Here is a 23,223-nt window from a genome sequence, read left to right as displayed (position 1 = left end):
TCGCCTTTAAATCAGCCTACCGGACCAATTTAAGGGCAAATAATATTTTTATCTGATTGAGATCAAAACGACTAGGGTTGAATCAGTTTTATAACTTACCGGTCAAAAATTGTGCCTCTCCTAATCCAAAACTCCAATCATCATCATGATTTTCAACAATCGATACCATTAAATCGGTTGGTGCGATGCCGCATTCTGCTTCTAACCTTTCAGCCAGTAAGGAATAAAGCTTTTGTTTCTTCTCTTTTGGTCGGGCTTTGCTTATTATGGAGAGAACAACCAGATTATCGGTACGGTTAAATCCTAGCCCAGTATCCTCAATAATCATATGATCCGCCGGGTGTTCGTGAACAATTTGATAACGATCTCGCTCAGGAACGTCAAAAGCTTCCACAACAACCTGGTGGGCAACATCCAAAAGTTTTTTCAGGCTTGCTTTGTCTCGTCCTTTAATAAGATCAAAACGAAGTAATGGCATTTTAACTTCCTCCCTTTTATAAAATTATTTCCCCTATTTTTAAATACATTCGTTAATGGCATCCAATCTTTTGAACAGTTTATCGAACTCTTTTAATTTAGCCTTATCCTCGACTTTAACCTCTGAACAATAGAAAGAAATCCTGCCGTTGCCTTCATTTAAAGAATTCATTTCTTCCAATACTTGTTTCAAATTTTTTGCAGTACCTTGATTTCCATCAATGATATGAACATCCGATGAAAATAATTTTCTAAATATATCTTTATAGTAAGAAAAGTGAGTACATCCTAAAACAATAGTTCCATAATTACTTAAATCATATATAGATAACTGTTCTTGAAGATAAGGCAGTACTATTTGCTCGTTAAACTCAAAATTTTCAGCAAATTGAACTAATCCCGGAAGAGGTAATAAATCAACAATATGTTCGTTATCTAATTTAGCAATAAGATTTTGCAGTCTTTCTTCCCTTAGAGTCAACGCTGTAGCAGTTACTAAAACTCGTTTATCAATATTTTTTTTTGTTTTAATAGCTGGTTTTATGGCAGGCTCCATACCAATGATTGGAATACTGTATTTTGCCCTTACTTCTTCGATTGCTGCGCTTGTAGCAGTATTACAAGCAATTACTATAGCTTTTACTTTTTGCTGGCTAATAAATTCTATAGCATTTAATGCAAGCTTTTTAACGTCATCTTTCGTTTTCTGCCCATATGGAGCATTTAATGTATCTGCGTAATACATATAATCTTCATTAGGTAAAACTTTTAATGTATCATGCAATACAGTAATGCCTCCAATACCAGAATCAAAAAAACCTATTTGCATTTCTGTTCCTCCAATCAAGGAATCAATTCACCATTTCCATTTGTATCTGGTTGCAATGCAAATTGCCCAGGATCTAACCAAGCTCTTGATCAGGATGAATACGAGCATGATCCAAATTTCCTGTCGCTCTTTTTTTACTGGAAATGACTGCACCGATTAGCAATGTTATAGCAGCAGCAACAAGCACCATAGTGGCAAGAAGAAGTGATAGGCTGTAGCTATGCGCCATTTCCAAAACGATTCCGGCTCCGATTGGACCGAGTATTTGCCCGATACCAAAAAAGCCCGTCATCAAAGCAATTGCTCTATTACTACTGGATGGTCTAGACATACGAGCTGCGGCGAGAGCAAGCATGGAAATACCCATAAACGTGCCACCAAAAAGGACAGACCCTAACGTCACGCCGAAAATATTAGGAAGCCACATTGGCAGTATGACCCCCACAGCTTGCAATATAAGCGCAATAATCAATGGTTTGATGTAACCGGCTTTACTCGCCGACCAAGACCAGAACACGGTTGATGGCACCGCCGCTAACCCAACGATAATCCAGCTATAGTCTGCAAAGCTTGACACATGAGGCATTTGCTTAACCATTGCTACAAGAAACGTCGCGCTTACGATATAACCTAACCCCTCGAGCCCATAAGCAACAAGAAGCCAACCGAAGATAGATGGATTTTCCGCCGATGAACTTAGAGATTCAGCATTTTGAGTTATAGGTTTCGGTTCTTTATCGCGGATAAATGACCAAACGGGTACGACAAGGATGATACTAGTGATCAAAAGACCGATCCAAGTCCCCCTCCAAGTGAAAGAGCCAAGGACAGGCGTAAGCAATCCAGCTAAAACAATGCCTATACCAACCCCGCCGTAAAATATACCCACCCATTTATCACGTTTATCTGAAAACAGCGCATCCAACACTAAACTTGATGATAGGACGAAAATAAGACCACTGCTAACCCCAGCCAGGAAGCGGAAAATCATCCACCATAAAAATGATGATGTGATCCCCATAAGTCCCGTAAAAATGATACAAAGTACCAATTGAATTCGAAGATGGTAAGCTCTCCGGGTTCCCCAAGCGATGAAGCCTGCACCAAAGGCAGCGATAAGGTAACCCATGTTATTACTTCCTGCCAGATATCCGGACTCCGTAACGGAAAGATGAGCTTGTGATTGCATCAATGGAAGTATGGAAGTATATGAAAAACGTCCGATTCCCATTGCAATGATGAGCATAACTAATCCACCAATCATGGTCTTTGTGGAATTAGACAATTTCGCTTTTTTAGCTCCTGAATTCTCCATGAGACTGACTTGTCACCCTTCTAAATTCAAATTACTCCTATTTTTAAATCTCATTATTTTTCAAAAAATTCAGCATTAGTTCTCCAATTTCATAGGCATGTGTTTCCAATGCAAAATGCCCGGTATCTAATAAATGAATTTCGGCTTTAGGTAAGTCTTTCTTAAAAGCTTCGGCGCCAGCCGGAATAAATGAAACATCATTTTTACCCCACGTCGCTAATAAGGGCGGCTGATATTCACTAAGATACTGCTGAAACTCCGGATACATTTTTACATTATTTTGGTAATCATAAATTAAATCCAATTGTTTCTCATCATTCCCCGGCCGGGACATATAAGCAATATCAAGAGTATAGCCATCTGGGGAAACTTGGCCTTCCTTTGTTCCATCAACATATTGGTGCTTGATCGTGCCAGGCGCAAATGCTGTCCTATAACTTTCTCTTTTTTCTTGCGTAGGATAAAGCCAATATTCTTCTCGTGCCGCCCATTTTTCCCCTAGTCCTTCACGATAAATGTTGCCATTTTGGCTTATGATGGCTGTAACACGTTCTGGATGGTGCATGGCTATACGAAAGCCAATAGGGGCTCCGTAGTCAAAGACATATAATGCATATTTAGCAAGCCCTAGTTTATCCATGAAAGTTTCGATAATTTCAGTAATATGGTCAAATGTATACTGAAAATCTTTTCTGTCAGGTGATGAGGAATTCCCGAACCCCGGATAATCAGGAGCAATCAAATAGTAGTCTTTTTCCAAAACAGGTATTAGCTCTCTAAACATATGACTTGCGGACGGAAAGCCATGAAGCAATAAAATGACTGGTTTATTCGGATTACCAGCCTCCCGATAAAATACGTTTAATCCTTCTACCTCTAATGAACGATAAGTCGTCATACTGTAACCTCCTGTTTCCTCCATAAGACCTGCCGCTTACCAAGCTAATTGTAACTCTCCATAAATATCGTGTAAAATGAATTTATACGATCTGTAATATTAAATTTATCAATAATTAAATGGAGGCATGACGGTGGACATTCGGGACCTGCAGATTTTTCTGGCGGTTGCAAACGAAGGAAGCATTACAAGAGCAGCCGAAAAAATGGAATATGTTCAGTCGAGTATAAGTATCCGTATCCAGCAGCTTGAAAAAGAACTGAAAACTGCGCTATTTCGTCGTGGGCGGCAAGGGGTTCGGCTCACAACATCCGGAGAGGCACTCAAGTCCTATGCTGAGAAAATTGTCTTCCTTACTCAAGAGGCGGAGCGAGTCGTGACAGATAACTCTATCCCAAGAGGGCCGCTTCGGATTGGATCGCCTGAAACAACAGCAGCGATTCGATTACCGTCTATTCTCACCGATTACCATAAATCTTATCCAGAGGTGGATTTGGCATTAAAAACGGGAACGACGGAAGAACTTATCCATTTAGTGTTGAAATACGAGTTGGACGGAGCTTTCGTAGCTGCACCAGTTGATCATGCTGATCTCGATATTTCAGAAGTAGGGATTGAGGAACTTGCGTTTATATCGGGAGGACAATTCCCCTTGATTGACCAGCCTGAACAACTGCAAAATCTAACTTTACTAGTATTTCGTGTTGGGTGTTCATATCGGCGAAAACTTGAGGATTGGCTGCATTTGCAAGGAATTATTCCTGCTAAGATCATGGAGTTCGGAACATTGGAAGGAATCCTTGGATGTATTCATGCGGGTCTCGGGGTATCCCTGTTACCTCGCTCGGTGGTTGAAAGAGCCATGGTTCAATATAACTTGCGATCTCAAGATATCTCGGAAGAGTTCTATAAAACCCCGACTCTATTCATACGTCGTAAGGATACTTATGAAACTGCAGCTATGTCCGAATTTATCCGTATTTCAAGACAGAGGTTCAACCATACTTAATCTGCCATCGAAAGTTATCGACAACACCCTATATTTTGGAGCAGCGTCAACAAGTAAAAGCAGCCAGCAGAAAGCTGACTGCTTCTTTCGTTTTTAAATTCGGTTTAACTTTTGGATTTAATCAAATTCAATACTCCGCCAACAAGCTCATCCGCTTTTCCATAAGGGTAATTGGTAATAGATGACTCGAAGTATTTACCGTATTGTTCTTTATCTACAGCATAACCATTATATTCATTAGCGTATGCAAGGATAAATGCAGGCTTTCCATCTTGGGAGCGGATTAGTTGGCCAAGATTATAAACGATTTCTCCCGGTATCGTTACAAATCTAATATCATCGAATTCATATAAATGTACTGTCGGTTTTATGGTTTTATCAATCTTCAATGTAAAACTAGAAACGCATAAATTGTCCATAGTAATCTCTCTAAAGTCTTTTACTTCAGCAAGAACTCTCGCTATCCCCTTTCCAATTCTGCGTGTTTCTGCGAAATCATCGCCTTGTCGGGTAAACCGTGTGCTAACATCGCCGCATTCCCCATTGATGATTATGGCTGGAGTTTGATTTAGATGATAATATTCTTCTCTCAATTCACCTATATAATCACTTGAAATGAAAAGATTATCTTTTGCCAATACCGTTGGATGGCACGCTATATTGATTAAACTAACCAAAGGGTCATTTGAATGATTTCTAAATTGCAATATATACCCCTTATTATTAAAAGGGAGCGATCTGTCGTTTCTATTACAGTAATATCCATTAATTTCACATATTCCGTAATAAGCCCGTGCTTCCATTTTATGATTCAAACAAAATTCCGTATTTTTAACGATCATATCCAGCAATAATTGGAGATAGTCCTGAGATGGCGTGATCTCCGGATAAAACATCGTTGAAACCTTTGGCCCTGAATGAGTATGCGTAGCCTCGATAATGATGTTTTCTTTTGAAATTGAAAATTTCTCAGATAAAGTGCTTTTAACTTTTTCACCAAATTGTTTTTCGATTAAAATAAGATCTAGCACGTGAATTAAAATAATCTCATTGCTTTCAATTAACAACGAATTGATTTCCAGATCATCGTGTTGTTCATAACTTATCCGATCCGCATAACCATCCATATGGCACGGTAGCTCTGGATTTATGAGTTGTTTTTGGAATGAAATTTTCATTTTTTCTCCTTTCTGCCCGGATCTTAATAGGCCTGATCTGATTACAGCTTGCTGTAGCTTATCAATTCGATGTGACGATCCTTGATATACGTGAGCAGATCCTGATTCATGAACAGTTTCAAATCCATCTCCCGCTCATCGGCCAAAGAAGACAGAGTGCGCAGCTTATCATCCGCATAGCCGGGATGGCCGGCAATCTCCACGACAGCTTCGGTGTCTTGCCAGCACTCCAGTATGGACCTCACTTTTTCTTCACGAACAGAGGGGCTGGACGGATCAAAGTATAGCCTGTCGGCCACCTTCATGCCTGGCGCGACAATCTGCTCCTTGAGGCGTTCATCGGCGGTCATGGCATCGTCTCTTCGCATCGGCACCTGATATTCCTGGGCCAGTCCGATGACGATCGCCAGCATCTGTTCGTCCATAATGCTGAATCCGTGGTGCGTGTCCAGGTGATTCATTTTGAGCCCCGTCCGCAGAAAAGTTTCGATCTGTGTCCGCAGTTCGTCCCTGACCTCCTGTTTATTGTATGAAGACGGAATCAACTGCGGCTTGCGGTAAAAGTTCCCCTGCGGGTCGACTATACTGCTGACCTGTGCGGCATCCAGCACCGGCTTCAAAAAAGTTATCGTGAGATGAACTCCCATCTCAGTAACTCCCGCTTCACGGGCAAGTACGACAGAGCTTAGGAAATCGGGCGAATTGACGAGCGCAGAGGTATCGGTGATGAAACCGTCCCTCATCCCCTCAAGAATCCCCCGACTGACCTCCGTCGTAATTCCGAAATCATCGGCATTTACGATCAATCTCATTACCCGTTAGTCCTTTTTGCTTATTTTTAGCAGTTCTTGCAGCGGCTGAATCGGCCCTGGCGATGCCGCAACCCGAATTTCCCGGAATTCGTGGGTATTTGTAATGACGATCGGCGTTGTCAGCTTAAAGCCTTCAGCCTTGATGCCCTCCACATCGAATTCGATCAGTACATCCCCTTTACGAACCGTATCGCCTTCACTTACTTTTTGCGAAAAATGCCGTCCCTTCAGTTTGACGGTATCAATGCCAATATGCATCAAGACTTCCACGCCATCTTCCGCTCTCACGGCAATGGCATGCGAGCTGCCCACGGTCACGGCAACCTTGCCGTCAAGCGGGGAGACCAGAACCCCTTTGTCCGGTTCAATCGCGATCCCTTTCCCCATCGATTCCGAAGAAAAAACGGCGTCTTCAACCTGCTCCAGGCCAACTACCCGGCCGCTCAGCGGACTTAAAACGATCGTTTCGCTTTGCTGCGAAGCCACAGTCTCTGCCGGATGTTCTGTCTGTGCGATTGGATGTGCTTTCTTATCGGCCGTATCGTATCCAAACAAGAGAGGCAGAAGGGCCGCCAGCGCCAGCGAAACAAGCAGGCCAATGACAAAATATAATAATGGCGACTGTGCAGGAAGCGTAAATACGTTCACGAAGAAATTGAAAGCGATCAGCCTTACTCCCAATGCTCCCTCGACCGCCCCGCCGACAGCCGAAGCGATAATCAAATAGATGAGTGTTTTCCGATAACGAAGGATGATGCCATACATAATGGGTTCTGTGACCCCTGACAAAATACCGGAAAGGAACGTGGAACCGCCTAAAGCTTTCAAATCCTTGTCCCTGGTTTTAAGAAAAACGCCCAGTGCAATCCCCATGGCTGCTGCGCTTGATGGTGCAAGCAGCGGGACGATCACGTCCCCATTGCCGGTTGCCAGGTTGCTCATAATGATCGGCACTACGGCCCAGTGAAGCCCCAGCAGGACGACAAAGAACCAAACTCCGCCAAGGATGGCGCCGGCAATAATCGGATTTGCATTGATGAGAAAATTCACGGCCACGCCAATCCACTGGCCGACGTACACGCCAAACGGACCGATAAGTATGGCGGTCAAGGGCACCATAATTACCAGGGAAATGAACGGCACGGCAAAAAGCTGAAGATTTTTATGAATGATTCGTTTCAAGAAGCGTTCGAGCACCGCATACAGGCTGACCGCGATAAACATCGGAAACACCGATGATGCGTAATCCAACAGCGGGACAGGTATCCCGAGGAAAGAAGTCGAGCCACCGGTCGTTCCCAGCGCGGTAAAATTCGGTTCCAGCAAAGCGGCTCCAATCGCGGCCGCGACGAAAGAACTCACATTATAAACTCTGGCAATCGTTACACCCAGCATAATTGGAAGGAAATAAAATACCGAGTTTCCGGCAGCCGCAAGAATCGCATACGTGCTGCTGTCTGCTGCAATCCAGCCCAACCTCTCCAATACAATAAGCAGTGCTTTGACAAGCCCCGCTCCGGCAAACACCGGGATCAAGGGCGACAAGCTGCCGGAGATCACGCTGAAGATTTTGGAGGTCAGGCTTGTTTTTTGCGCATCGTTCCCCTGTGAAGCCTCCTTGTTGGCAAAACCGCCCTCTCTATCAATGTGCTTATACACCTCTGATACATCGTTCCCGATAACTACTTGAAATTGTCCTCCTCCTATAACGACCTTAAGTACCCCTGAAGTCTGTTCCAGCTTTTTAGCATCAGCCCGCTCGTTGTTGTTCAGTACGAACCGCAGCCGTGTCGCGCAGTGAGTCAAGCTTTGTACATTTTCTTTGCCCCCGACAAGATGCAAAATTTCTTTGGCCAATTTGGAGTGATCCATGAAATATAACCTCCCATTGATAAGTTTGACAATCATCCACTCAGCTCAGCTTTGGCAAATACATGTCATTTACTCGCCAAAAAAGAAAAACCTGAACTGATGTTTCTTCACGGGTACATCATTCCCATGAAGAAGCATCAGCTCAGGTTTCGCCTGCCGTACAGTCACAATCCCTTTGTATTCGATTGTTTTTGGCCTCCAGCTTTGCCGGTTAAATTTCCCGGCTCGTCAGCCGTTGAATATGAATGACGAGATAAAACATTTCCTCGTTCGTCAGCTTTTTGTCGTAGTTACGTTCCAAATAATTTACCAGCTTTTGCGTACAAACATACGCCTCGGGGTATTTCTCTCTGATTTGATCATAAAGGGAATCCTGTTCCTCCGGAATCAGTTCATTCTGGAGCATGCGGTACGCAAAGTACTTCAAATGCGTCATAAACCGGCTATAATTCAAGGATTCCTCATCGATCTTGATTCCATAATGATATTTCACAATATTCGCCAGGTCATTTACAATCCGGGTCACGATCACGGTATGTCTCATATCCTGCCCGGTATGCTGTGCATTGACGAAATGCAAGGCAATGGACCCCGCTTCATCTTCCGGAAGACGAATGCCTAACTTCCGCTCAATCAGTTCCAGCGCACCCAGCGCGATGCGAAACTCTTCTTTATAGAATTTTTTGATTTCCCAGAGCAGGACGTTCTTAATTTGCAGGCCTTCCTCCAATCTAAAGAGAGCAAAGCTGATATGGTCGGTCAAGGTGATATAAATGTTATCGCTCAGTTTCTCGGACAGATTCTGCTTCGCATATTCGATAATTTCATGAGAGAGCTCCAGATGCTCTGCCGGAATTTCGCTAACTAGTCCCACCAACTTATCGGTGTTTCCCTTGTCTAACACAAACCTTTTGTCTACCTTGGAAAAGTCGACGGACTCTGCATTATGTTTGTTAAACCCGATGCCTTTTCCCATCACGATCATTTCGTTCTGATGCTCATCGGCCAATAATATCACATTGTTATTGAAAATTTTTTTGATTCTCATTCAGCTCACCTTCACACCTTCTCACAGTAAGATAATAAAAATACCTAAACTGAAACGATAAAAACTGCTGCACATAAGCAGCTTTATATCGCCACAATTTAGGTATCGCCTGCCGAACAGTCACAACCCCAATTAGATTTATTAATGAAACCCATTTTGGAAACGCATTAATTTTGATATAAATATAGCATGATTAAGGGAGCAGATCAAGGGATTTGATTATCCATCTATGAGATAGCGATGTTTAAGCAGAGTGATTGAATGAGGAGGAAAGACATACCCTCGCTCCGAGTCGTACCGAGCATCTGTCTTTGTATTGCGCGTTACTTGATCCACGATTTCAAAACCGTTAACCGTCTCCCACGACGGGCAATTCAATTCAATCGCCTCGCAGATCTCCAAGCTTTCCGGGCCGATAAATGACACCGCCGCAGTCACAGACTGTTCCGGGTGGCGGTTGACAACAGCAAGGATAACCTCACCTTTTTCATCGTGATAGGTAGCCGATACATCCAGACAAGCACTAACTGTCGCTTTTTCATCTCCATCCAATAACATCATTGATTCTACTTCGCACGACAGCTTCCAATTCCCGCTGTGTTCCCGATACAGTTGCAGCGGATGATAGATCGTTTGACAGAACGAACCGTTCCCGTTCGTGAAGATCGGCGCCAGAATGTTGACCAGCTGTGCAAAAGTAGCCATCGTCACCGTATGACTCTGACGTTGGATGACGTTCAGCATACTAGCGACGAACAGTGCCTCCTTCCAGTTGAAGACTGCCTCCAGATCCGCTACGTAATCGTCCGAACTCTGATGCTGCCAGATGCCCCATTCATCAAGCGCAATCTGAATTTCCCGCTGTCTTGGGGGGAAGCGATACCAGCGATCGAATGACTCAACCCTTGCAGGATAATGATCGAGAAGCTTTTTGGTATCGACGATCATGTCCTCCATTCGGACCGCATGATCAAACAAGTTGGCATAATCATCGTTTTCCGAGCGTGCATAATAGTGAAGCGAAAGGTAGTCGCATATTGGATGAAGCTCATCCAGAATCGCCTTGTTCCACTCCGGTTTTTCCCCTACCATTACGAGCTTAATCGAACGGTCGGCCAACTTCATCTGCTTGGCGAACTCCCAAGAGGCTTTAATGTATTCGTGCGGATCATGAAGAAAGCCGACATCAGGGACCGCAGCCTCCTCGTTTCCAAGTCCCCAGTACTTGACGTTATGCGGCTCCTCGAAGCCATGGCTTCTGCGCAGATTAGCATAGTAAGTGTCGTCCGTTCCGTTGCAATATTCCACCCAATTCGCTGCTTCTTCGGCTGTTCCTGTCGTCATGTTGACGATGATGAAGGGTTCGGCTCCGATTTCCCTGCAATATTGAATGAATTCGTTTGTGCCGAATGCGTGATCGATGACGCCGCCCCAGATCCGATTGCTCTGGCGCTTGCGCTCCTCCCTAGCCCCGACGCCGTCTATCCAGTGGTACAATTTCACCATGGTGCCGCCGGGGAATCTAAGAAGCGGAGGCTGCAGCCCTTTTGCTTTCTCCAGCACGTCTTGACGAAATCCGTTTTTATCGGACAACGGAGAACCGGGGTGAAAGATACCTTGATCAATGCACCTTCCAAGAAATTCAATAAACTGCCCATACATAAAATGATGAATTAAATTCTGCTTCTTCGTAACGTTTACATTGATTCGAGCTTGCATATAACAAACACACTCCTTGGTCGTACTCAAGTGTTGCTCTTCTTCCATTCCTCGAACTGGCGTTTGTATTCGGCAACGACCTTATCCAGGCCTGCAGCCTTCATTCTTTTGAGTGCTTCGGGGAACGCCTTGTCATAATCGATCAATCCGAGTTTGATCGGGTAGATGCTCGTCTTAAGCTCTGTCAGACAGTTCGAATATTCTACCCCGACCTTGCTTGCGTCAAAGTTAAAGCCTACTGTGATGCTATTGATCGCGTTCTCCTCGACCCTCGTCTTGGTTTTAACGTATGTCGGATGTGTCTCCGGAGTCCAGCGCCCCATCTTGATGTTCCCCAACATCCAATATTGCAGCTGATAAGCAGGGGCGTTTTTGTCGTCTTTTTTCAGCAACTCCATCTTGTTTGGCCCATCGTCTTTCCAATGGACATCCTTGATGCCGTACATGACGAGATCGAAGTTCTCCTGCTTGCTGTACAGCCAGTTCAGAAACTCGATAGCCGCTTCAGGATGTTTACTGGTAGCAGACACACCATTGGAGTTGCGAACGCCGTAAGATCGGAACTTCGGTTTGTCATTCAGATAAAAGGTATCTACAGAAGCTCCTTGGACTTTATTTGCCAAATCGCCGATAAGTGCTTCGGCTTCGCGATAAAGGAATCTGCCGCCCGATTCTTCCTTCGATTCCAACTCCTTCGGGATGGTTAGAATATCCGGATTAATTAACTTACGGGTATAGGCTTCCCGGAAAAACTGAGCGTCTTTTTTAAATTCATTTGTCTCGATCCACGGCCTGACGTTTCCTTGTTGATCCACATAGATCAAATCCTGGAACACTGTAAACGGGTACGTATCGTACGTCGTGTGCAGGTAAGCCGGGGTCTCTTCCTTCAGTACCCGAATGTACACGTCCTTGTTGTCTTCGGGCCAATTTTGCTTCAATGCCTCCGACATCGAGAGTAATTCCTCTGGCGATTTTGGCGGCTGCAGATTGTTTTGCTTCAGCAGGTCGGTACGAATGGTGATCATCCCGTCAGCATAGGCGGTATCGGTCCAAAAGTCCGGAACGAAGTACGTCTGTCCTTGAATCTTTGCTGCATCCCAGACCCAGTCAGGAAGCGATTTTTTCAAGTCGGATCCGTATTTATTCAACAAATCGTCAATTGGGATGATACCGCCGTTACCCGCAAGGATATTCGGCCCCTTCAAGTCATGCATAATATGGATCAACTCGAACTCTTCGCCTGTCGACATCATTAAATTCGTCTTCTGATCCCATACATCCCACGGGATATAGATTGCTTTATACGTCAGATGAAGTCCGTCCTGCTCCAGCTTTTTATTAATGGCATCCTCCACCATAGCTTGATCCTGCGGCGCCGTGCCGGGCATGACATAACGAACGGGTACCTTCTCTCCGTCGGCACTGCTATTGACGCCAGCTGTGGAAGCAGGACCAGTGTTTTCCTCGGAAGAACTGCCCTCGCTCTTCGAATTTGAGCAGGCCGCAAGTGCGGACGTCACGAGTGCAACTCCAAGCAGCAGCGTCAGCAGACGCTTGAAACGAAACAGCTTTTCGATCATACGAGACCCTCTCCTTTAATCGTTTTTTGAAGTGCACGTTCATCATAGGGCTGCACCTGAAAGTACGTAAACTTCGAAATCCGGAGGTTGCTTCGATTTATGGGGCTTTTGATTTCAAACGGCTGGTAAGTGCTTCCGAACGGTACTGGGCCGGAGATACGCCATACTTTTTTTTGAAAATGGTGTAGAAGTAGGTTGTGTTAAAGATGCCGATCCGTTCGCTAATCGTATTGACAGAATCGTCCGTCTCTAGCAACAATTCCTTCGCCTTTTCCAACCTTATGTTTTTTAAGTAATCACTGAAGGACAATCGGCTATGCGCCTTGAACATTTTTCCAAGGTGGCCCGGCGTCAATTGAACCTGATCGGCGATAAAATCCAGCGACAGATCCGGCCTCGAATAATTTTGATCGATATACGCTTTGATTTCTTCGATAATCTCCGCCTGTCTGCCTTTCGAATTGACTCTGATCGCCTCTGATATGGCTATACAAATCCGCATCAACTCAGAGATCACTTCCTCCAATGTCTCATAAAGTGTCAAGCTTGTAGCCAACTCCATCAGTCCGTTAGCTTCGCTCTTACAGGCGGGTACTATGGCAAAGTTTCTGTACATCGTTATAACCAATTGATTCAGGCAGATCAGCGCCTGGTCGTAGGGAAGCTCGGATACGTAGACCGCCAATGTTTCGATCTCTTTAACAGCGATCTCGTCACGAGAAGCCCGAATCGATTCCACCAGCACTTTCTCAATCGCGGATGGGTAGCGGATCCCCGCTGTCGGTTCTTCGTCATCTTCACCGTAAAAGATTCTGCCCGCTCCGGCAAAGAATCTGTTTAGCAGCGCCTCCTTGGCCTTCTCATAGGAATCCCGAATCTCGATATCCGTATGTACGATAGTACCAATGCCGATGGATACCGTTATTTTGAAGAGCTTCTCGACATGCCGCTGAACCTCCTGCAGTCGAGTCTGCAGTTCACTCGGAAAAATCGGAGAATCAAGCTTTCCGAGTATCCCTATCTCATCTGCAGCGATAACGATAGTTTCCATTCCCGTCAACTCCTGAGCTATGTTACAGACGGCGAATCGTATTAGCGACTGCGATTGCTCCGAATGTATATGGCTGAATACGGCGAAGCGATCGATTTTAAGTACAATTGCCAAGAAATCGGGACCCTTTAACGGTTCTAGGTAACGATTCGCAAGGTCGATCTGGCTCCCTTTAAAATAGTTCAACAGATGGCTCTTTTTTGCGATCTGCAATGCCGGGCTTATGGAGGAAATTTGATCAGCGATGTCTTGAAACGCTTCGCCGAGCAATGAATACTCGTTTACTTTCTGGCGCGCTTCATACCCTCCGACCGCATGAATGGAGTTCAGCTTGCGCAGCAGCTTGTCGAGCGGGTCGTACATATTGTTTGCCAGCCAGATTGCTGCTGCAACTCCGGCCAGAAACATCGCTAATGCAATGGTCAGCACAATGGAACGAAGTCGTCCGAGATTCGATAACAAGTCTTTGTAACGGTTCACGCTAACAAATGACCAGTTCAACTCTTCGGACTTGACATAGCTGACTAAATACTTCTCGTGGGCCATGCTTATTGTATAGCTCCCGCTTGTCGATTTTGAAGTCAGCATCCTATTAAGATAAGACTCGCTGTCGACGTTCACGAGAGGAGATTCGCTGTCGCTTTGCATAAGGATGGAGCCGGCATCGTCAGCAATAACAATAAAGTCTCCACGATTGCTTCGAATTTGCTGAACAAGCTCTTGGATGTAGCTTTCGTTGATATTGATGACGATGGCTCCCTTTTTGGGCAAGTAAGAGTTGAACCCGGGCTTGAGCACGAAGGTGAATACCTGTTCTCGCGCACCTGTGACCGGATCCTCGAACGTTCGTGGGTATAAGCTGCTGTATGCGGTTTCAGAAGAACTGGAAGCCTGGTCCAGAAGCTCTGCCTCAGCTTGCCGGCTCACTCCCTTATTATTGATATAACGTTCCGTGTAACCATTATAAATCCCGATGAAATTAAGGAATGGGTAGCCTGCCTGCACATCCGTCAAGGCGTGTACGACACGATACTCCTGAAGATAGTCAATTTCCGGGTTAAACATGCCAGTTACGATGTCAGGATTGTTCAGCAAATGGTTTCCCACCTCGTACACTTGCTGGTTGACGATATTCGCCACATAGCTTGTCTGACGAAGCATCGACTGAGAGACGCCGGCAACCCCTCTTACCGAGTTGGCTGAAAAGAACATATAGAGCGCCGTACAGACTACTCCGATCGAGATGGATAGCAGCAAAAAATAACTTAGGAACAGCTTGCGATAGGTTGCATAAAGAAATAGTTTTTTACGGATCTGCATCAAAAACTCCCCCGGTATGCGTACAGTATTTCTTGTTTCAACATTGTAGCAAGTAAATAGTGCACTTCATACCTAAAAGGCCGGAAATCGAAGTTAATTTAGAAAAACGAAATATCAAGTATCGGAAAAGTGGTGGGGAAGCAATAAATCAAAGTTTAATCCGAAATGACACTGAGGTAGTTTAGGTGCAGGTCTTGTTTTTTAAATCAATCCGAAGGAGAGGAATACCGAATGAACATGAGTAAAATAAAAATTACATTCAAAGAAATCAGGAGAAATCACATTGCTTACTTACTCGCATTACCCGCAATGATCTATACGTTTATTTTCGGCTACCTGACACTTCCGTACCTCCTGATCTCGTTCCAAAAGTTCAACTATAAGCTTGGCATTTGGAAATCGCCATTTATCGGCTTTGATAACTTCGAATTCTTCTTCATGTCAGATCGCGCCTGGCAAGTGACATTCAATACGATTCGTTTGAACTTCCTATTTATTGTCGTCGGCACAGCTGCAGCCCTTTTGCTCGCCATTTTGTTTAACGAGTTAAAGGGACGGCGTTTCTCCAGGATCATGCAATCCACAATCCTGTTCCCCCATTTCTTGTCCTGGGTCATTATCAGCTATGTGATTTACAGTTTCTTTGCTTCTAATTACGGACTTCTAAATCAGATTCTGGCTTGGTTAGGCCTTCCTCAGGAGAACTGGTATTCTGAACCGCGTTATTGGGTGCCGATTCTCGTCACCGTAAACGTATGGAAAGAAGTCGGCATCTCGCTTGTCATCTACCTGGCGGCTATTGCAGGTATCGACTCTTCCTTGTACGAGGCGGCAACTATCGATGGCGCTAACCGTCGGCAGCAGATTCGCTACATCACGTTGCCGTTGCTCATGCCTACAGTAATTATTCTGTCCTTGCTAGCGTTGGGCAAGATCATGTACGGAAGTTTTGACATGATTTATGCGATCATCAAGGATAACGGCTTACTGTATCCAACAGTTGACGTCATCGATACGTATGTATTCCGGTCTTTAAGAACGATTGGTAATCCTGCCCAGGCGATGGCCGTAGGACTCTACCAGTCCATCGTTGGATTCGTTCTTGTTTTCGGAGTAAATATGATCGTACGCAAGGTCAGTCCGGATAATTCCCTTTTCTAAACGAGAAAGGAGTCTTTATGAAAAACCATAAACTATTCGATGTCGTCAACAATACGTTTATTGCAACTTTATCCTTCGTATGTACATTGCCTATGCTGCTGGTGCTTATTGTATCGATAACAGATGAGCGCTCTATTCAGAGTCAGGGATATAGCTTTTTCCCAAATCAGTTGTCATTTGATGCTTATCGCCTGCTTTTCTCAGGCAGCTCACCGTTGTTACAGAGCTACCTGGTCTCTATAACCGTCACTGTGGTGGGAACGCTGCTCGCGGTTACGATCACATCAATGGCCGGTTATACGCTGGCGGTACGCCATGTTCGGTACCGTAACGGCCTAGCCATGTTTTTCTTTGTGACAATGGTATTCAACACCGGCTTGGTCCCCTGGTACATGATAAGTACAAAACTTGGTCTCCACAACAACATATGGGCATTGATTATTCCTTCACTTGTTTTCAACCCGTTTAACCTGTTCCTTGTCCGAAACTATATGAAACAAATTCCCGAATCGCTGATCGAAGCTGCCAGAATCGACGGAGCGAACGATGCATTTATTGCCTTCAAGATCTTCTTCCCGCTTAGCCTGCCCGTATTAGCCACCATTACGCTGTTTTATGGTATCGGCTATTGGAACAATTGGTTTAATGCTATTATGCTTGTCGATAACCCGAAGCTATACCCGTTACAGTACTTGCTATTCAAACTCAATTCAGAAATAAGCATGATTCAGCAGATGCAATCCACTTCAACCTCGATGTCGACATCACTGCTTCCGACCGAATCCATAAAGATGGCAACTGCGATCGTCACAATCGGTCCGATCGTTTTGTTCTATCCATTCCTTCAACGGTACTTCATTAAAGGCTTATTAATCGGGTCAGTTAAGGAATAAGCTTGCTGTCGCATTACTGAGCAATTCTTGTGGTGATCACTATCATGAAAAAATCCCTCCGCAACTAGAGAACCAGAGAATTCAGTTCTCTAACCATCGGAGGGAATTTGATTATAAGACGGCCCATTAAGGCCTTGCCAATCTCCCCATACCCTTTCCCAGCTTTGTTATCCATGGGTTGGTTAGACAAGGGGAAAGGATCAAGCATACATAAAATATTATTTATTCTTCTTTCGGAATCAATTGTAATAAGCGTTTTGACTTGGTATCCTCCAAGTTGACAATAACTTGATCATAATTATAGGAATTGGTAACCACAACCATAACGGTTGGATCATAACCGGCAGCTTTAATTTGCTCCAAATCAAATTCGACCAATCGATCACCAGCTTTGATCGTCTCATTTTCTTTAACTAACGGTTTAAAATGCTGCCCTTTTAATTTTACAGTGTTAACACCGATATGAATCAATAATTCTATCCCGGAATCGGATACAATGCCTATGGCGTGGCCCGTTTTATAGACGCTCGTTACAGTTCCGTTCACAGGAGCTTTAACGATACCATTTGCCGGAATGATTCCCGCGCCTTTACCCATAGCTTCAGATGCAAACACTTCATCATTTACGCGATTTAACGGAACTGCCTCTCCATCTATCGGTGACAAAATTTCATTTGGGTTGGAAACATCACTATCGATGCTGTCCCCTGGAGGCTTAGTAGAGACACCGAAGAAATAGGTTAAAATGACAGCACCAAAGAATGCAACGATCAAGCCAATCACTTCTCCAATAAAACCTTGACCTAAATAAGTCGGGATAGCTAAAAGACTTGGGAATGTAAATGTTGACGCGTGAACTTCAAACGATCCAATGATAGCGCCTCCAATACCTCCGGCAATCATTGCACAGTAGAATGGACGCTTCAACTTTAAAGTTACCCCATAGATAGCCGGCTCAGTAATTCCAAATATAGCAGTGATCGCCGCCGAGCTCGATAAGCCCTTTATCTTAGCATCTTTGCTTTTTAAGAATACGCCTAAAGCAGCGCCGGCTTGGGAAAGTACAGCTGCACAGACGATCGGTAACCACTGATCGTATCCCTGATTGGCGACATTGTTTATCATCAGTGTAATAAGCGCCCAGTGAACTCCAAAAATGACAATGGACTGATGGAACGCACCCAGAACCAACCCGGCAAGCAGCGGCGAGAAACTATAGATCGCCAACAATGCCAGCGCAAGCAAACCGCTGATCTTTGTACCGATGGGCCCGATCACAATCAGCGTGAGCGGCAGCATGATCACCAGAGAGAACAGAGGAGTCAGCATATTACGAACGGATTCAGGAAACCACTTGTTCAACAGCGGTTCCAAATAAGAGAGGCCCCAGACTGCTAATAAAATCGGAAACACAGACGAAGTATAGGTTATAGGTACAATCGGTATGCCAAAGAAGTTAATCGTTTGTGAATTGGAAACGATTTCAACTAAAGTTGGATGAATCAGCGCACCGGCTAACGATACAGCAACAAATGGATTAACTCTCAATTTTTTGGCGGCTGTAAATGCCAGGAAAATTGGCAAAAAATAAAAAATAGCATCCCCCGCTGCACTCCATACCTTATATGCTCCACTATCCGGAGATATCCAATTCATTGTCGTAAACAAAGCCAGAATACCCTTAAGAATACCTGCTCCGGCTAAAGCGCCCAGAAACGGCGTGAACACTGCCGAAACAAAGTCCATCAATTGACTGACGGGATTAAACTTGCCAGTTCTTTTTTCTTGAATGTCCCCATTGCTGGCAGAAGCATGTGCAGCCATTCCGGGTAACAATGTTAGAGCTTCATAAACCTGACTGACAGAATTCCCGACCACAACCTGATATTGGCCAGCGCTATCAACGACAGTAATTACTCCTTCCAATTTTTCAATTTTGCCGGTATCGGCGCGTTTTACATCATTTAATTTGAATCGCAATCTGGTAGCACAATGCCAGACCGCATTTACATTCTCTTTGCCGCCTACGCCATCCAGAATATCATTTGCCAATTTTTGAAAACTCATTTTTATCCCCCCCATTATAAAGACCCGGACCAACTCATTACAGACTGCAAAATTTGAACGTAACAAAATGATCCGGGCCATGTTGATTTAGCCAAGATCCTGGCCGTTTGAATCAATCACATGCCTATACCAGTAAAAACTGTCTTTGTAATGGAATTCCCCGCTTCCGTTCCCCTCGTCATCATAGTCCACATAAATAAAGCCATATCTTTTCGTCATTTCTGCAGTACCTGCGCTGATAATATCAAACGGTGCCCACGTACAGTAAGCAAAAACATTCGCCCCTTCACGAACTGCTTCCAGCAACGCTTTGATATGCTCCTGGTGGTATTCGATACGGTAGTTGTCATGAACTTTGCAGTCAGCTGTCAGAACATCTCTGAATCCAATCCCATTTTCGGCAATCATCATCGGTACACGATATCTGTCCCAATATTTCGACACACACAAATACAATCCGGAAGCATTGATAGACCAGCCCCAACGATTTTCTTTCAAATAAGGATTCTTGACGGTTGAATTGGGATCCATCGTATTTTCGCCAGCTTTAACGGTGTTTGACCAATAATAGGAGACGGCCAGGAAATCGGCTGTATTATTTCGCAGCAGCTCTTTTTCGGATTCGGTGATTTCCAAACGGATGTTATGATCCTCAAAATAGGTCAAAGCATATTCAGGGTATTCCCCCCGCAACAGAACGTCGCTGTAAAAATACTGCATTCGATTTCTTTGGAAGTTTAATTTAACATCCGCCGGATCGCATGAATAAGGAACAGTTAATGTATCCGCCAACATCATTCCCATTTGCAGCGTTGGGCTCAGTTGATGGGCGAACTCCGTAATCTTCGCGGAAGCTACAAATTGATGATGAATAGCTTGAAATTTCGCCTGCTCGTAATGATCTGCTTGGTCTTTCAGAATTCCCAATGAAGCGAATGCTTCCTTATGAATAAGATTAATTTGATTGATAATGATCCAATACTTAACGACATGTTGATATCTGTTTAGTACTGTTTGTCCATAGTTTACGAATAAATCAATGAGTTCACGATTCGCCCAACCGCCATATTTATCAACCAGGTTTAGAGGCATTTCGTAATGGAAAATGGTTACAATCGGTTCAATATTTTTGCTTTTCATATATTCAAACAGCCGGTCATAGAAGGCCAGGCCTAATTCGTTGGGTTCGGCATCATCCCCATTAGGAAAAATTCTGCTCCAGGAGATGGATAAGCGCAATGTTTTCACATGCATTTCAGCTAAGGCGTCAATATATTCTTTGTAACGGTCATAGAAATGAACGCCTTGACGTTTCGGATAAAAGTATGCCCCATTTCGATATTTTTCATATGTCGATGAATCCAGATCATTGAAATGCAAATCCACGGGATCAGCACCAGGTATAAAAGGCTGGATGTCCGTTGTACTTAGCCCTCTTCCATCTCTGTCATATGCGCCTTCTGCTTGGTTTGCAGCTATTGCGCCCCCCCATAAGAAGTCTTTTCCAATTTCCTTCATTGCTAATTCCTCCATTGTTCTGTTGGGTACCGCTTGAATTGCATTCCGGTTAAAATTTTTGAACGATAACCACTCCCCCAATAACCAAAAGCGCTCCTACTAATCGAGGAATATTAATAGCATGCGTATTCGCACCGATTAATCCAAAATGGTCAATGATTATGGACACTATGATCTGTCCGGCAAGTACATATCCAACAGTGGCTGCCGCACCTATCCGGGGCATTAGTGTAGTAGTTGCCGATACATAGAAGGCTCCTAAAAGTCCCCCTGTCCACATCCACCAGGGTGCTTCAAGCCACTCTTTTTTTACATGTAAACCATTTCCAAAAAGAGAGATAAACATTAATACGATGGCCCCGACAGTAAATGAAATACCAGAAGCTGTAATGGGTGAACCCACCACTGTCCTTAATTGTGAATTGACGCTAAATTGAATAGGAAGAGCCATGCCTGCTAATAATGCAAATATCATAAAAAAAATAGCCATTTTGATGTGCCTCCTTTCTCCAAGCCTTTGACAATCCGAGTATAGTTTATATACTTAGATAAGTAAAATTAATAATGAGTATAGGAGGTATACTGGAATCTTATATGGATATCAATTATGAACTCTACAAAATTTTTTATATCACGGCCAAAACAGGCAGTATGTCTAATGCAGCAAAAGAGCTTTTCACGTCACAACCTGCGGTTAGTCAATCCATAAAATTATTGGAGAGCAAGCTGGGGGGGAAATTGTTTCATAGAGTGGCGCAAGGTGTGTCTCTCACCTTTGAAGGAAAATTGTTGTTTCAATATGTAGAACAGGTCTATGAATCATTACAAGCAGCCGAGCGAAAATTTTTGGAGCTGAGAAATCTGACTACCGGACAACTAAGAATAGCTGTAAGCACTACTGCATGCAGCAGCTTTTTTATGCAATATTTAGAAACGTATTCTTTAACATACCCCAATATCGAAATTTTTATAAAAGATCAATCTACTGATATGACCATGCGGCAATTGGAATCTGGCGAAATAGATATAGGCATTATTAATTTTAACGGTAACAAAGACTCCCTTTCTATTATAGGCAAGATTGAAATTCAAGATTGCTTTGTAGTAAATGAACGATACCGCGAGCTTTGCGATAAACAAGTATCTTTAAAAACATTAGTAGAAAATTATCCTATCAATTTGGTGCAAAAAGGACTTAACACAAGAAACTATATTGACAGTTTTTTTGATTCGCACGATCTGAAGGTGTCTCCTAAAGCAGAATTAAGTACCATGGAGCTGCTAATTGAGTTTGCCAAAAAAGGAATGGGTGTTTCCTGTGTAATTAAAGATTTTGTACGCACAGAATTGGAACAGCAACAGCTATTCGAAGTACCTATCCAGGAGAAAATACCGAAAAGGTTTTTGAGTATTGCTGTAAAGAAAGACTTTCCTCTATCTTCTGCAGCACAGAAGTTCATTGACCTTATTAAAGAGTAGTTATTTGGAAGGTTTGCCTTAGCCCTTTTAAAATCATTGCCATGATCAAGAATACGAGGTAAATGAGTGTTCTCGAAATAAATATATCTTTTCCAATTAATCACTGTAATATTAATGTTAAGCGATCAACTGGAGTCGGGGCAAAATTAGTGTGTAAATATGTTGCAGTTCCTAATCCTGTAACAACTAAACCGACTCCAAAACAAACCACTTTACTGTACGACAGCTCAGGTGTTACCAGATCGTGCAATAAAAAAAGCCACATATCAATATCAATCCCCGTTATAAATGCTGTTATCACCCCCAGGACCTCAGGCCTTTGCCTTTTTAACATGAAATCGGAATGTGAATAACTTAAACCTGTGGATAACCCACCACTGCCCCAGAATCCCTGTTTCGAAACGGGTGTTGGTGCAGGACTTCAAGTCTTCTTGCTTCAAGCAAGAGGGCTAACAGCTTTTTGGCAAAACCAAAGAAGCCCCCGATTTTACTGGTACTATTTCGCTACGCTCAGGCGAGGGATCGATTTTTTATGCCACTTGATGATCTGGCATGAGCCATTCAGCAAACGATGTGAAGTTGTGTTGGATGGTTTCGATAATTCCAGCGAGCATCGGATTCGGCGCAAGCCGGATATGCTGATATCGGTCGGAGCCGATCACATTGCCAGGCACGCAGATCACCGTCCGGCGAATCGTTCGGACTTCGCATCGCTTGAGCGACTCTGGCATCAGCGTCTGTTTGAACCCGACCATTATGTTGTAGGCGATAGCTTTGATCCAACTGAATAGTAAGTTGCGAAGCATGAAATGTTGGCTATTCTGCTCGACTGCATAGCCTTCTTTCAACTCGTCGATGCGATTCTCGATGTTGGCGCGTTTGTTATACGAGCGAAGCAACATGAGCGGCTTGAGCTCGGCATTCGTGGACCATTGCTATGAATACAAGGTTGAAGACGCCCTAGACTCGTGCGGGCGTCTCTTCAATTGGATTC

General features: G+C 44.0%; 18 protein-coding genes and 2 pseudogenes. 4 read left to right on the top strand and 16 right to left on the bottom strand.

What is annotated here, in order from left to right; translation table 11 throughout:
• Positions 1–88: 88 nt before the first annotated feature.
• From ACI1P2_RS16480 to ACI1P2_RS16465, 4 genes are all read right to left on the bottom strand, one after another.
• Positions 89–478, bottom strand: coding sequence for a tautomerase family protein (locus ACI1P2_RS16480; RefSeq protein ID WP_355320936.1), 390 nt, complete (start codon positions 476–478; stop codon positions 89–91).
• A gap of 39 nt (positions 479–517) precedes the next feature.
• Positions 518–1,306 carry a glutamate racemase gene (murI, locus tag ACI1P2_RS16475; protein WP_355320935.1) on the bottom strand — a complete coding sequence of 263 codons (789 nt, stop codon included), beginning with the start codon at positions 1,304–1,306 and terminating at the stop codon, positions 518–520.
• Between the two features lie 73 nt (positions 1,307–1,379).
• Positions 1,380–2,621, bottom strand: coding sequence for a YbfB/YjiJ family MFS transporter (locus ACI1P2_RS16470; protein ID WP_355320934.1), 1,242 nt, complete (start codon positions 2,619–2,621; stop codon positions 1,380–1,382).
• Positions 2,622–2,664: 43 nt separating this feature from the next.
• Positions 2,665–3,519 (bottom strand): alpha/beta fold hydrolase, encoded by an 855-nt coding sequence (locus tag ACI1P2_RS16465; RefSeq protein ID WP_355320933.1) that lies wholly within the window; start codon positions 3,517–3,519, stop codon positions 2,665–2,667.
• 133 nt (positions 3,520–3,652) lie between these two features.
• Between ACI1P2_RS16465 and ACI1P2_RS16460 the strand changes: the two genes are divergently transcribed.
• Positions 3,653–4,528, top strand: coding sequence for a LysR family transcriptional regulator (locus ACI1P2_RS16460; RefSeq protein WP_355320932.1), 876 nt, complete (start codon positions 3,653–3,655; stop codon positions 4,526–4,528).
• A gap of 104 nt (positions 4,529–4,632) precedes the next feature.
• Here ACI1P2_RS16460 and ACI1P2_RS16455 read toward each other — a convergent pair whose 3' ends face one another.
• From ACI1P2_RS16455 to ACI1P2_RS16425, 7 genes are all read right to left on the bottom strand, one after another.
• Positions 4,633–5,706, bottom strand: a complete 1,074-nt coding sequence (locus tag ACI1P2_RS16455) for a hypothetical protein (protein WP_355320931.1) — start codon at positions 5,704–5,706, stop codon at positions 4,633–4,635.
• A 41-nt stretch (positions 5,707–5,747) separates the two neighbouring features.
• Positions 5,748–6,518: a ChbG/HpnK family deacetylase gene (locus ACI1P2_RS16450; protein WP_355320930.1), complete on the bottom strand. Its 771-nt coding sequence runs from the start codon at positions 6,516–6,518 to the stop codon at positions 5,748–5,750.
• A 6-nt stretch (positions 6,519–6,524) separates the two neighbouring features.
• Positions 6,525–8,390 carry a beta-glucoside-specific PTS transporter subunit IIABC gene (locus tag ACI1P2_RS16445; protein ID WP_355320929.1) on the bottom strand — a complete coding sequence of 622 codons (1,866 nt, stop codon included), beginning with the start codon at positions 8,388–8,390 and terminating at the stop codon, positions 6,525–6,527.
• Positions 8,391–8,601: 211 nt separating this feature from the next.
• Positions 8,602–9,438: a BglG family transcription antiterminator LicT gene (gene licT, locus ACI1P2_RS16440; RefSeq protein ID WP_355320928.1), complete on the bottom strand. Its 837-nt coding sequence runs from the start codon at positions 9,436–9,438 to the stop codon at positions 8,602–8,604.
• A 219-nt stretch (positions 9,439–9,657) separates the two neighbouring features.
• Positions 9,658–11,157 (bottom strand): alpha-L-arabinofuranosidase C-terminal domain-containing protein, encoded by a 1,500-nt coding sequence (locus tag ACI1P2_RS16435; RefSeq protein ID WP_355320927.1) that lies wholly within the window; start codon positions 11,155–11,157, stop codon positions 9,658–9,660.
• Between the two features lie 26 nt (positions 11,158–11,183).
• Complete coding sequence (locus ACI1P2_RS16430) at positions 11,184–12,740, bottom strand: extracellular solute-binding protein (protein WP_355320926.1); 1,557 nt, start codon at positions 12,738–12,740, stop codon at positions 11,184–11,186.
• Between the two features lie 97 nt (positions 12,741–12,837).
• Entirely contained in the window at positions 12,838–15,111 is a 2,274-nt protein-coding gene (locus ACI1P2_RS16425) for a helix-turn-helix domain-containing protein (protein WP_355320925.1), read from the bottom strand.
• Between the two features lie 231 nt (positions 15,112–15,342).
• On the opposite strand from ACI1P2_RS16425, the gene ACI1P2_RS16420 reads away from it, so the two are divergent.
• Positions 15,343–16,272 (top strand): ABC transporter permease, encoded by a 930-nt coding sequence (locus ACI1P2_RS16420; RefSeq protein ID WP_355320924.1) that lies wholly within the window; start codon positions 15,343–15,345, stop codon positions 16,270–16,272.
• A gap of 17 nt (positions 16,273–16,289) precedes the next feature.
• Positions 16,290–17,165, top strand: coding sequence for a carbohydrate ABC transporter permease (locus tag ACI1P2_RS16415; protein WP_355320923.1), 876 nt, complete (start codon positions 16,290–16,292; stop codon positions 17,163–17,165).
• Positions 17,166–17,387: 222 nt separating this feature from the next.
• Here ACI1P2_RS16415 and ACI1P2_RS16410 read toward each other — a convergent pair whose 3' ends face one another.
• From ACI1P2_RS16410 to ACI1P2_RS16400, 3 genes are all read right to left on the bottom strand, one after another.
• Positions 17,388–19,232, bottom strand: coding sequence for a beta-glucoside-specific PTS transporter subunit IIABC (locus ACI1P2_RS16410; RefSeq protein ID WP_355320922.1), 1,845 nt, complete (start codon positions 19,230–19,232; stop codon positions 17,388–17,390).
• 87 nt (positions 19,233–19,319) lie between these two features.
• Positions 19,320–20,750 (bottom strand): glycoside hydrolase family 1 protein, encoded by a 1,431-nt coding sequence (locus tag ACI1P2_RS16405; protein WP_355320921.1) that lies wholly within the window; start codon positions 20,748–20,750, stop codon positions 19,320–19,322.
• A 49-nt stretch (positions 20,751–20,799) separates the two neighbouring features.
• Positions 20,800–21,240: a DMT family transporter gene (locus tag ACI1P2_RS16400; RefSeq protein ID WP_355320920.1), complete on the bottom strand. Its 441-nt coding sequence runs from the start codon at positions 21,238–21,240 to the stop codon at positions 20,800–20,802.
• Between the two features lie 104 nt (positions 21,241–21,344).
• Between ACI1P2_RS16400 and ACI1P2_RS16395 the strand changes: the two genes are divergently transcribed.
• A complete protein-coding gene (locus ACI1P2_RS16395) occupies positions 21,345–22,229 on the top strand; it encodes a LysR family transcriptional regulator (RefSeq protein WP_355320919.1) in 885 nt (294 codons plus the stop codon).
• Between the two features lie 22 nt (positions 22,230–22,251).
• Here the strand turns inward: ACI1P2_RS16395 and ACI1P2_RS16390 are convergent.
• A pseudogene (locus tag ACI1P2_RS16390) lies at positions 22,252–22,563 on the bottom strand (YitT family protein); the annotation flags it as partial.
• A gap of 196 nt (positions 22,564–22,759) precedes the next feature.
• Positions 22,760–23,155 (bottom strand): annotated as a pseudogene (locus tag ACI1P2_RS16385) (transposase); the annotation flags it as partial.
• Positions 23,156–23,223 lie beyond the last annotated feature (68 nt).

This window comes from Paenibacillus jiangxiensis, assembly GCF_046098255.1.
GTDB lineage: Bacteria > Bacillota > Bacilli > Paenibacillales > Paenibacillaceae > Paenibacillus > Paenibacillus jiagnxiensis.
The sequence above is the reverse complement of the archived record's forward strand: the minus strand, read 5'-3'. Positions and strand labels throughout refer to the sequence as shown.